Origin of the sequence: Shewanella marinintestina, assembly GCF_023283845.1 — a bacterium.
Classification (GTDB): domain Bacteria; phylum Pseudomonadota; class Gammaproteobacteria; order Enterobacterales; family Shewanellaceae; genus Shewanella; species Shewanella marinintestina.
This window is the reverse complement of the sequence record NZ_JAKILC010000026.1, coordinates 31,766-43,598: the sequence shown is the minus strand read 5'-3', so window position 1 is coordinate 43,598 and position 11,833 is coordinate 31,766. Positions and strand designations below refer to the sequence as shown.

The following is an 11,833-nucleotide window of genomic DNA, read 5'->3' as shown; positions in this document are numbered from 1 at the left end:
CTTCCCTTAAAAAATGAATTTCACCTTCATGCTTGATCCGCTCATCTCCTTGAGATTGCTAGCTGACCTTACCTTGTAAAACTTCCCTTAAAAAATGTATTCCAGCTTCATTCTTGTTATATTTCACTCGTATGAGTAGCTTTAATGTACATAGAAAAGAAGTCTTAGACAGTAGCAATGATATTGCCCATCGCTACTCACACGCCCGATCCTGCCTCAATAAGGTTGCTAACTTTACAGGCTTAACTCGCTCCGAATTAATACTGAAAGCAGAAAAGGTCACAGGTGTTAATCTAGACATAAACACGGATGAAGAACAGTTACTTAAAGGATTTCAGTACTTAGTCACCCTACGTGAATCAAGATTGAAAATACTATAAGACGCTGCATTAATTTAGGATTGCTAGCTGTTCTTATCTCTGAGAACCACCTAATGAAATTAAATTCTACTTTCACGCTTACTAAGTCCATCATTCATTTTTACTCATGCGACCCAAAAGTCTCTCATGGCTAAATTCAGGTACAAAAAAAGCCCCTAATCACTTAGGAGCTTATCTATTTAACGCTACTTTTTTAGAACTGTTTATCCAAAAACAAGATTAATCCGTAAGTGTTTAATGGGACTTACTCTGCAATTAACGGCAACACTTCACGATATGGCTTATCGTTCTGATAATTTTTCAAGCGCAGCTTAAACTCAGCGGTTTTACTGTGATCAGCACTTAGATTGAGCGCTTTAATCGCTTTTTGTTGCGTTGAAATAGCCGCATCAAAATCGCCTATTTCTGCATAGGCGGCGGCAAGGTTATCTAAATTCGTTGGGTCTTGTTTATTGGCTTCAAGTAGCGCTAATGACAGTTCAAGCGCTTTGTCTCCGTTACGGTATTGCGCCTCAGGGCAGGTAGCCAAAATCCATGCAATATTACCTAAAGACACTTCATCACCGACTGCATTAAACTGCTCAACAGCCTTACCACAGTTACGCTTAACCCCTTCACCACCAGCAGCATAGATAAAACCAAGTCTAAAATTAGCCCATTTATGTCCCTGCTTACTGAGCTCACTATACCACTGCTCTGCAGTGGATAAATCTCGTGCTATTAAACTGCCTTCAAACGATAAATCAGCCATCGTTTGCTGCGCTTTAACATGGCCTGAAGTTGCGGCAGCTGTAACCCATTTAGCCCCTAAAGCTCGGTCTTGAGCAATATAGCGGCCAGATAAATACATTAGTCCCAGAAGATACTGTGCATCAGCATCACCTTGAGTTGCTTTTAACTGAATATGAGCAGAACGGCTAGCTTCTTCGGCGCCTTTAGGTTGTGGGAGCGAGAACGCATTAGCGCTATTGCTTAATGCTAAGCAAAAGACCATTACTGCATTGAAAATCCAAGGTCTATGACTCAAAACTGCCTCCAACAACTCAAAAAGTAACTTTATACCGAGTAGAGCACTCGTAACTTTATATTTTATTTTCAATCAAGTTAGCCAGAAAATAGCCAAAATGTCGAGGACAAATCACTTGCCCACCTTAATGAGAATCATTATTATTGATAAAGTTCAAACTTCTTGTGCTTTTTGCATTTCGAGTGCGCATTTTGTACACCACAGCTACGACTCACTCTGACTTAGCGACCCTGCGTATTTGTAACAAGATGTGATGTAAGCCTAATTGTTAACGCTGCAAATAGGCTTAGTTGCGGATTCAGTTGACATATATCACTAATGTATCAGAATACACTATATCTAAATGGTTATTCCGCTTTGATAAACTCAGTCTAAAATAAGACTTCTATCAAGGTTTTAATCACTTAATTGACGTAAGATGCTTAATTAGCATATTCTTACTTTTAATGTAAATCAGCCGAGGAACATAGGCATGGCTCTGATTGGAAAGCCAAAACCAGATCCGACTTTGGAATGGTTTTTATCACACTGTCACATTCATAAATATCCAGCCAAAAGTACTTTGATCCACGCTGGTGAAGATTCAGATACGCTTTACTACATCGTTAAAGGCTCTGTAGCCGTTTTAATTAAAGATGAAGAAGGTAAAGAAATGATTCTTTCTTACCTTAACCAAGGCGACTTTATTGGTGAGCTTGGTTTGTTTGAAGAGCAAGCTGAACGTACTGCATGGGTTCGTGCTAAGCAAGCTTGTGAAATTGCTGAAATTTCTTACAAAAAGTTCAAGCAATTGATTCAGGTTAACCCAGAAATCTTAATGAAGCTTTCTTCTCAGATGGCATACCGTCTGCACAGCACAAGTCAAAAAGTAGGCGATCTTGCTTTCCTTGACGTCGCTGGAAGAATTGCACAAACATTACTTCACCTTGCAAAGCAGCCAGATGCTATGACGCATCCAGATGGCATGCAAATCAAGATCACTCGTCAAGAGATTGGCCAAATTGTTGGTTGTTCTCGTGAGACTGTAGGTCGTATCTTGAAAATGCTTGAAGAACAAAACCTTATTCAAGCTCACGGTAAAACTATCGTAGTTTACGGAACGCGCTAAGCCAGTATTAAGCTCGGTTTAAGACAGCTTCTATAAAGTGGCCTGAGATTATCTCAGGCCATTTTTTTATTAGGAGTTCAGCGTGAAAATAGCATTATCTTTATGCCTATGGGCTGCGATGCTACACCTGCCTGCAGCGTTAGCTAATCAAAAAATTGAAATTCAGCATTACGAAGCTCAGACTTTAGTTAATAGTGGCCAAATTCTGTCACTCGATGTCACGCTCACCAGTATTCAAGCCATGTGCCATGGCAAACTTATCGACGCCCACCTTTATCAAGATCAAGGCAATTGGCGTTACGAAATCCAAATACGTACCAATAAAGATCAGCTAGTCGAGCTATTGCTTGACGCTAGGACCGGCCAACTGGCTCAGCCGACCAGACTTCCCGCCAGCTGTACTCCTGAAAAAGTATAATAATGGCTTTAAAATCAAATCTAATTTCACTGAAATAGTATTTTTGAGTTAACATGAATTTATGCTGTAAATCGCCTGTTACCATACAGGGCACCATTGAGAGCACTCTATGAAATTACTTCTTGTTGAAGACAACACCCTATTAGTTGAAGAGCTGGTTAAGCAACTTAAACAAGCCGGTTATGTTACAGATACAACAGACAAAGTCAGTGAGGCCGATTACCTAATCAAAGAAACCAATTATGATTGCGTTATTTTGGATATTGGTTTACCTGATGGTAATGGCTTAGAGCTATTAGAAACTTGGCGCGAACAAGGTATTCATACTCCAGTGATTATGCTTACTGCACGTAGCCAGTGGCATGAAAAGGTAGAAGGCTTTAACTCTGGCGCCGACGACTACCTAGGTAAGCCATTTCATACCCAAGAGCTGTTAGTACGTATTCAAGCGCTTATCCAGCGCGCTCATGGCAAAGCCAACACCCCAAACAAGCAATTAACTTATGCTGGTGTAGCCCTCGATGAAAGCCAGCAATCAGTGACCGTTGGCGAGCAAACATTTGAGCTTACCGCGATGGAATTCAGATTATTAAAAATCTTCCTTATGTCGCCGAAAAAACTATTATCTAAAGCTCAACTAACAGACAAGCTGTACCAATTTGATGATGAAAAAGAGAGTAACGTAGTTGAAGTCTATGTCACTCATCTACGTAAAAAGCTTGGCAAAACAGCCATTGAAACACGACGCGGACAAGGGTACATTTTCCACGGTCTGCAACAATGATATCCATCCGCACCAAGCTAAGCCTGTGGTTAACAGGCTTAGTGGTCATCTCTACCGCCGTTGGCATCATTTTTTTCGAATCGATGCTGCGGCAAGCTTTTCACGACTCTATCATTGCGCGCTTGCAGGAAGATCTGCAGCAAGTACTGCTTGCTACTCATTTAGAGGATGGCACCTTTAGAATTGATGAAAGCCAACTCTCCAGCTTTTATCGCCCGGTCTACTCAGGCCGTTATTACCAACTCGATCTACCTGAACAAGAGTTACGCTCACGCTCGTTATGGGATCAACGTTTAGAAGTCGCTGATCTAGAAAAAGGCGAAACTAGCGCATGGCAAACTAAAGGTCCACAAAACCACGATATTCAATTACTGTCTATTGGCTTAAAATCTGAAACTTCAGGACTGAGTGCCACCCTAACGGTAGCGCAGGATTTAAGTATTGGTCGCAAAGTTTTCAGCGAAGTTTATGGCACCAAGTTGATTGTAAATTTAGCTATGCTATTGGCAATGATCATGGGGATTTTCTTGGTGCTGCGCCAATCATTTAAGCCCGTTAACCAAATGAAAGATACCTTAGCTAAACTACGTGAAGGCGAGATTTCATCATTCGATTTGAACTCCATTCCACTTGAACTTCAGCCGTTAGCTAAAAATTACAATGAATTACTCACATACTCAAGCAAACAAATCGAACGTAGTCGCAATAATCTAGGTAACTTGAGCCATGGTCTTAAAACGCCGCTAGCAGTAATGCAACAGCAAGTCGAAGCCCTGTACTTAAAAGATCCTGATTCAGCGGAGGCACTGCAAAAGCAGCTTGATTTAGTTCACAAGATGATTGAGCGAAAATTAGCTGCAGCGCGAATTACTGGTGATATGCTGCCAGCGGCGCAAATGCAGTTACCTAAGGATCTTGAAGACTTAGCGCAAACCCTAAATAAGGTACACCGCACAAAATCGATTCATTGCCGCTTTGATATCCCTCCTGCAGTCACTAGGTTACCAATGCATCGAGAAGACGGTATGGAGTTACTGGGAAACCTACTCGATAACGCCTATAAGTGGGCTAATACTGAAATTAGAGTGTGTATTAGCAACCAAAATCAGCAAATTAAGCTAAGCATTGAAGATGATGGTCCAGGCGTGCAAACCGAGGAGCTAGCCTTATTGACTCACCGAGGTAAACGCCTCGATGAAGCAACCATGGGCCACGGTTTAGGCTTGTCGATTGTTAAAGATATTGCTGAGCAGTACAAAATTGAGCTTAAGTTTGAACATAGCCAAAGCTTGTCGGGACTTAAAGTAACCCTATTGTTCTAATTTTAAAGTTCATCATCCATAAAAAAACCGGAATCACTTCCGGTTTTTTTATGCCCACGGTGAACTAATGCCTAGTTCACATTGGTACTTTCAAAAATCTTATCCGCAGAGGCTGCTACAAAGCCTGTATAAAGCTCACCATCGGCTTTGGCATAACGCAGAGCAAACTCATAAAAACAGCTTGGAATGCTAACCACAGCGTCTGAGAAGCTCACTTCAATCTTGTCTGCCATAGTTGATGACTGCTCAAGTAATACTTCAGGTGTGCCTTTAACTTCACCACCTGACGCATTCAATACAAAGCCTGCCGCTTTCAACGCATCGTTCACTTCAAAAATGGTGTCATAGCCTGGCAAGTGATTAATTGAAACGGTAAAGTGATTAGCACGATAACCAAATGCAGCAACCCAAGCAGCATATTCGCTTTCAGCTAATAATGCCTCATAGGTTTTGCTATCCAACTGCCAGTGACGACCTGAATATAGGAAATTATCTGCAGTAGTTGCTGCTGTATCGATTTGTTCAATCAAGCCCTTAACGGTTGCTTGTAGCTCATCGCTGAACTCTTCAACTAACAGCTCAGAGATAAACACTTTAGGTTGTGTACTATCAGGATGTTCAAAATGCTTAGCGTTGAGCTTTTTAGCCTCAAACTTATAGTCACCACATGCTACATAACCAATTGACTCGAAATGCGCTGCCAGTACTTCAAGGTTTACTTTGGCGATATTAAAGGTACGTAGTGCAATATGATCATTAATTATCGTATCGCCTTTAGACAATAATTGGTGGACCTTCGCTGCCGATGGAGTCATTTCAATATAGTCTTGCCAAAGTGCTTCAAATAGCGCGTTTACATTCGTGTGCATTGTTAACTCCTTTACGCCGACATGCTGACCTGTTTATTTATTAGTTTGGTTTAGCGCACGTGGCTGTACACGTTATAGGGATAGTGCTTGCTTGGTTTGTCATAATAAACAAAAGGGAAGCGCCCCGAGCGCTTCCCTTTTGAATTTGTCACTAAGCTTACAGGCTCAAACCAGGGCTCAGTGTTGCTGGTAGGCTTACTGCGTCAGCTTCCACTGATGCAACAGGGTAAGCACAGTAATCAGCAGCATAAAACGCACTAGCTCTGTGGTTGCCCGATGCACCTACACCACCAAATGGTGCCGCGCCAGAAGCGCCTGTGATCTGCTTGTTCCAGTTAACGATACCCGCACGAATACGTGCTAAGAAATAATCATAGTCTTCGCGACTATCGGCCAAAATACCTGCAGATAAACCGTAGCGCGTTGCGTTAGCAAGCTTAATAGCTTGATCAAAATCGCTGTAACGCACGACTTGCAGTAATGGACCAAAGTATTCTTCATCTGGCAATTCAATCACATCAGTGACATCGACTAGACCAGGAGAAACCAAACCTGTCCCCGCTTCCATGTGAGTTAACTCAACTAACACATTGCCGCCTAGGTTAACTAAGTTACGCTGCGCTGCAACCATGCCTTTAGCGGCAGTCTCTGAAATCATTGATCCCATAAATGGCTGTGGCTGCGCGTTCCATGGACCCACTTGAATTTGCTTTACAGCAGCAACTAATTGCTCAATTAATGCATCACCTGCTGCACCTTTTTCTACATAGAGGCGGCGGGCACACGTACAACGCTGGCCGGCTGAGATGTAAGCAGATTGAATAATGTCATGTACAGCAGCTTTAGTATCAGCAACATCTTTAATGATGAGAGGGTTATTACCGCCCATTTCTAGCGCTAAAATCTTACCTGGATCGCCCGCATATTGCTGATGCAAGATATGACCGGTACGTGAGCTACCAGTAAAGAATAAACCATCAATTTGAGGATGAGCAGCAAGTGCCTTACCTGTTTCGACTTCACCTTGCACTAGGTTAATCACACCCGCAGGCAATCCCGCTTTTTCCCAAAGTTTAAGCATTAGCTCGGCAACTTTTGGCGTCAACTCTGATGGCTTAAATACCACTGTGTTACCCGCAAGCAGAGCTGGGACGATGTGACCATTAGGCAAGTGACCAGGGAAGTTATACGGACCAAAAACAGCAACCACACCGTGTGGCTTATGACGCAGTACTGCGCGCCCAGCAGGCGTATCGTTCTCTGTCGTGCCAGTACGCTTATTATAAGCCGCTACTGACAAACCAATTTTGCCGATCATCGCACCCGCTTCAGTAGCGGTTTCCCATTGTGGCTTACCCGTTTCTTGCGCAATCACTTCAGCCATTTCAGCTTTATTTGCTTCAAGTTGATCACGATAAGCTTCAACAATCGCTAAGCGAGCTTCAAAGCCCAACATAAACCAATCAAACTGTGCATTACGCGCTGCATCAACAGCTGTAGAGACTTGCTCAGGAGTCGCAGTCTTACTATTCCAAATCACTTCTTGGTTAGCAGGGTTAATTGATGTCACATCGTGACCTAAACCGGCAACCCACTTTCCTTCAATAAATTGTGTCATTTTCTGTTCCTACATTGGCAAAACGCGGATCTGCTCACCATTTGCAACCATCAGGCCTGCAGCGGTTTCTGCATCTAAGATCACGTCATCACTGTCGTCTAATACAGCTAAATTTGTAGCTGTAGCACGGTAATTAGCAAGTTGAGTATTTGAAACGATATAGCTTGTGGCATCGCTTGGTGTTTCACCTATGGTCACCGTCAATAAACGACTTTCGCGTACAGAGCGGATATCGTTTAGATGACATTCAACCGTTGGACCGGCATCAAAAATATCGACATAGCCGCGGCATCTAAAGCCTTCTGCTTGCAATAGATTTAGTGCTGGGCGGGTATTGGCGTGTACTTCACCGATGACCTTCTGCGCTTCTTTAGGTAATAGACAAACATAAACTGCATTTTTTGGCATCATCTCGGCCATAAAGGCTTTTTGGCTTAATCCCGATAAGTAATCAGCTCTAACAAAGTCGATACCTAAAAAGTGCTCTTGTAACCAACCATAGAAAGGTGAATTACCTTCCTCATCACTTTCACCTCGCATTTCAGCTATCACTGTTTCGCCAAAGCGCTGTGCATGCTGGGCTAAAAACAGGAAGCGGCTACGCGAAAGCATGCGGCCATTATTATTTTTTCGGTAACTACTACGTAAGAACAGAGTGCAAAGTTCTGCAGCGCCAGTGTAGTCATGACATAGCGTTAAGGTTTCAACCTCATTGCGAACATCAATTTGCTCTGAATGATAAACCTCAGTACCGAGTCGATAATGATAAAAAGCGTCAACCATGCCAACGGCAGCTTCAATACCACAAGTGCCGACAACCTCACCGGTTTCGGTATCTTCTAGTACCATCAAATAGCCTTCATCAAACGGCTTATCAACTTGCTTGGTAAACGATTCTTCTACTCGAGCAATCTTGCTTCTAAGTAGCTCTTCATTCACTGGTAGAGATGTGAATCCGTGGCCTGACTCTTGCGCTATTTGGTACAGCGCTTCGAAGTCGGTCGATCGGATTGGACGTATAACTAACATCTAGGAGTCTCCTCACTATCACCTGGCACATTGACTCGTTGAATTATTAAACCAACCTATGTGCCAAGCTATCCTAAAGACAAAAAAGCAGTGCTATCTCTGATAACACTCAGTTTGCCTATTAGGCTGCAACCACTTTAGCAACAGCACGTTCAAAACGCGCTAGGCCTTCAGCGATATCGGCTTCAGGGATCACTAGGGAAGGTGTAAAGCGTACAACGTTTGCGCCAGCAACTAGGCTCATTACGCCTTCGTTAATGCCTGCAACTAAAAACTCTTTTGCACGTCCTTGGAATTTTTCATTAACCACGGCACCAATCAATAGACCTTGACCACGAATTTCAGAGAATACGTCGTACTTATCATTGATCTTAGTGAGTCCATCACGTAGCAGCTGCTCGCGATGCTTAACACCATTCAATACTTCTGGTGTATTAACAACGTCAAGTACCGCATTACCGATAGCACAAGCCAATGGGTTACCACCGTAGGTAGAGCCATGAGTACCAATCTTAAGATGATCAGCAATCTCTTTAGTGGTAAGCATTGCAGCAATAGGGAATCCACCTCCCAATGCTTTAGCTGTAGTAAGTACATCAGGTACTACATCGCCACGCATGTAAGCATAAAGCTCGCCTAGACGGCCTACACCAGTTTGCACTTCATCAAATACCAATAGTGCATTGTGCTTATCACAAAGTGCACGTACCGCTTTTAAGAATTCAGGGTCTGCATCGATAATGCCGCCTTCACCTTGCAGTGGTTCCATCATTACTGCACAAGTTTTATCAGAAAAGACAGCTTCTAGTGCCGCGATATCATTGAAAGGAACATGAGTGATGCTCTGTGGCTTAGGGCCAAAACCGTCAGAATAAGCGGCTTGACCACCTACGCTAACAGTAAAGAATGTACGGCCGTGAAAGGCTTTATCGAATGCAATAATTTGGTCTTTTTCAGCACCAAACTTATCCATAGCATAACGACGAACGAGCTTTAGTGCCGCTTCGTTTGCTTCAGCACCTGAGTTTGCAAAATAAACACGGTCTGCAAATGTCGCATCAACTAATTTAGTCGCAAGCTCTAGTGCTGGCTCATTAGTCATAACGTTAGCAAGATGCCAAAGCTTCTCACCTTGTGTCTTAAGTGCGCCAACGAGAGCTGGATGACAATGACCTAAACAGTTAACCGCAATACCACCTGCAAAGTCGATGTACTCTTTACCTTCTTGATCCCAAACTCGACTACCTTCACCACGAACAGGGATCACTGCAGAAGGCGCATAGTTAGGCACCATAACTTCATCAAATTGGGCACGTGTAAGATTCATATTTACGCTCATTCCTTCTCATCCTTTGTCTTTAATCGACTTTTTTGCTGGTCGCATTTCGCTCTATGTCTTGTTTTTGTATAGGTGACATGGCGATTGTTTGTCTAACTAGGAGGACATTATTAGCTAAAATGTGATCAAAATACCAGTTTTTAACAAGGTTTAAGCAAGCATAAAGCGTAAACACTGCATAAAGATTTGAGTTTTAGAATTAACAAAGCAGATATAGCGGGGCTTAGAGCATAAATAGTCATAAAAAAGTTACCTAGCCGTCAATTACATTAGTTATTCAAACATAATGAATAACTAACTAGCTTTTTTATGACGTTTTTTTTAAAGTTTAATGTTCTTTAAAACTAAAATTCAGCTTATAAATACTGTAAACATAAGCATCTAAAGGAAAGTAAATTTGTATATCATTTTGTCGTTCTAATAGTTAATAATTTTTAGGTACAGCTATATTGCATAAAGCGTCTAAAATGCTTCAATAAACTCAAGCAACAAACATTAAATATTCGCTGACAAAATCAGCATCGCGAGAAAAAATCATCAAGATTTGAAACAATATCCCTACATATAATCCGCCATAATAATGTATTAAAGCCTTTTACAAGACTCCATTGACGACTTATTCAGCTCCAAGTTAATAAAATGCTAGCGTTAGAACAATGTAAGCTTACGGAAGTTTTGGCCACTCAAACGTATCTGTTCTTGCTCAGTTATTTGGTAGTAGTCAAACATAAGCCTAGACTCGGCAGTGGTAATACAACCTACCTCTTTGAGCAAATATACTTTCGCGTAGCAGTTTGCTCGCTCAATCAACGCTGAATCCTCATCAAGATCAGCATATTTTAAACTGGTATCAATCGCCTTAAACGTATTGGCTAGACGGCTTTGTTCAAAATCGAGCAAGCTAAGTAATTGCCAATTGAGTGTCTGACTGTGGATTAATACTTGTTGATAGACATCGGCAGCGGGAAATTCTGTCGCCATAACGGCATCAAAAAGCGCCTTATCACGACTTGCGCTCGCCTCCTTCAACCAAGCTCTCCACATATCATCAAATACTTTTGCACACTGACTTATGACACAAGTGGTTCCCAATTGGCTCATGAGGCTACAGCTATAAATAAAAGCAGAAGGCTTATCGTGTAACTTAGCCAGTGCCTGCGCAGCTAAAGCAGTAACAATGGCATAGCGCCATAATTTACGGCTTAACCACAACATTTGCGCTTGACCACTTGGCATTAAATTACGCAAACAAAAATAAGGTATCAGCGCTTGCAGGTTTTCAATACCAATATAGTTCAGCGCTAACTTAATATCTGTAACCTGTACATCGGATGACTTGGGTCTACGATGCCTAAATGTCGAACTATTAATAATATTGATTAAGTCACGTTCTAACCATGGTAGTGCCGAAACCAGTTGTCTTACCCTACCCAAGTCAACTGGCTCTAGATATAGCTGCTCTAGCAATGCTAACTGCTTTTGCTCAAGTTTAGACTGTGTCAATACTTGTTCAGGTGATGATAGTTGGTGTTCAATGTTGGTATTCACGCTGGATATTAGCTGCTTAGATACAGCTTCAAATACTGCTGTAGCTTGATTTTGCTTAGCTAAACGCTCACGAATCGCTTCGCGCTCAATCTCAAGCTTATTCGCATCGTCTTCAAGCTCCGCGTTGATATCATCAGCCATAGCAGCGGCTTTATCTTTACCTATGATTAAGCGCTTTAGCAAACGTTGCTCTATATCTATTATTTGTGCAGGCTTTACTCCGCCCGCGACCGAAATTGCCACTGAATTACTTACTCCATCTATCCCTTGAGTTCAGTTTACCTATTAATCAACAATTTGGCTAAACTTCTGCATTAAGCAGGCATTCACTTATTTCTAACGCTAAGCCATTTAGTAGCCAAATAAAAAGGCTCCATTGGGAGCCTTTTGT

General features: G+C 42.2%; 10 protein-coding genes. 4 read left to right on the top strand and 6 right to left on the bottom strand.

All coding sequences use genetic code 11. The features are described 5' to 3' along the window. Positions 1-624 precede the first annotated feature (624 nt). Positions 625-1,407, bottom strand: coding sequence for a tetratricopeptide repeat protein (locus L2747_RS20215; RefSeq protein ID WP_371988175.1), 783 nt, complete (start codon positions 1,405-1,407; stop codon positions 625-627). 472 nt (positions 1,408-1,879) lie between these two features. On the opposite strand from L2747_RS20215, the gene crp reads away from it, so the two are divergent. From crp to L2747_RS20195, 4 genes are all read left to right on the top strand, one after another. Further along, positions 1,880-2,515, top strand: coding sequence for a cAMP-activated global transcriptional regulator CRP (gene crp, locus L2747_RS20210; protein ID WP_012156707.1), 636 nt, complete (start codon positions 1,880-1,882; stop codon positions 2,513-2,515). A gap of 82 nt (positions 2,516-2,597) precedes the next feature. Next, positions 2,598-2,933, top strand: a complete 336-nt coding sequence (locus tag L2747_RS20205) for a PepSY domain-containing protein (protein WP_249000765.1) — start codon at positions 2,598-2,600, stop codon at positions 2,931-2,933. A 109-nt stretch (positions 2,934-3,042) separates the two neighbouring features. Then, positions 3,043-3,717, top strand: coding sequence for a response regulator transcription factor (locus tag L2747_RS20200; RefSeq protein ID WP_249000764.1), 675 nt, complete (start codon positions 3,043-3,045; stop codon positions 3,715-3,717). Then, positions 3,714-5,039, top strand: coding sequence for an ATP-binding protein (locus L2747_RS20195; RefSeq protein WP_249000763.1), 1,326 nt, complete (start codon positions 3,714-3,716; stop codon positions 5,037-5,039). Before L2747_RS20200 ends, L2747_RS20195 begins: the two co-directional genes overlap by 4 nt. 71 nt (positions 5,040-5,110) lie before the next feature. Here L2747_RS20195 and L2747_RS20190 read toward each other — a convergent pair whose 3' ends face one another. The 5 genes from L2747_RS20190 to L2747_RS20170 all read right to left on the bottom strand — a co-directional run bounded on the left by L2747_RS20190 (position 5,111) and on the right by L2747_RS20170 (position 11,685). Further along, the gene (locus L2747_RS20190; RefSeq protein ID WP_249000762.1) at positions 5,111-5,908 is read right to left on the bottom strand and encodes a DUF1338 domain-containing protein; all 798 of its coding nucleotides are present in this window, start codon (positions 5,906-5,908) and stop codon (positions 5,111-5,113) included. Between the two features lie 157 nt (positions 5,909-6,065). Next, the gene (astD, locus tag L2747_RS20185; RefSeq protein ID WP_249000761.1) at positions 6,066-7,526 is read right to left on the bottom strand and encodes a succinylglutamate-semialdehyde dehydrogenase; all 1,461 of its coding nucleotides are present in this window, start codon (positions 7,524-7,526) and stop codon (positions 6,066-6,068) included. Positions 7,527-7,535: 9 nt separating this feature from the next. After that, positions 7,536-8,555: an arginine N-succinyltransferase gene (astA, locus tag L2747_RS20180; protein WP_249000760.1), complete on the bottom strand. Its 1,020-nt coding sequence runs from the start codon at positions 8,553-8,555 to the stop codon at positions 7,536-7,538. A gap of 121 nt (positions 8,556-8,676) precedes the next feature. Continuing rightward, a complete protein-coding gene (locus L2747_RS20175) occupies positions 8,677-9,894 on the bottom strand; it encodes an aspartate aminotransferase family protein (RefSeq protein WP_249000759.1) in 1,218 nt (405 codons plus the stop codon). A gap of 648 nt (positions 9,895-10,542) precedes the next feature. After that, a complete protein-coding gene (locus L2747_RS20170) occupies positions 10,543-11,685 on the bottom strand; it encodes an HDOD domain-containing protein (protein ID WP_249000758.1) in 1,143 nt (380 codons plus the stop codon). Between the last annotated feature and the right edge of the window lie 148 nt (positions 11,686-11,833).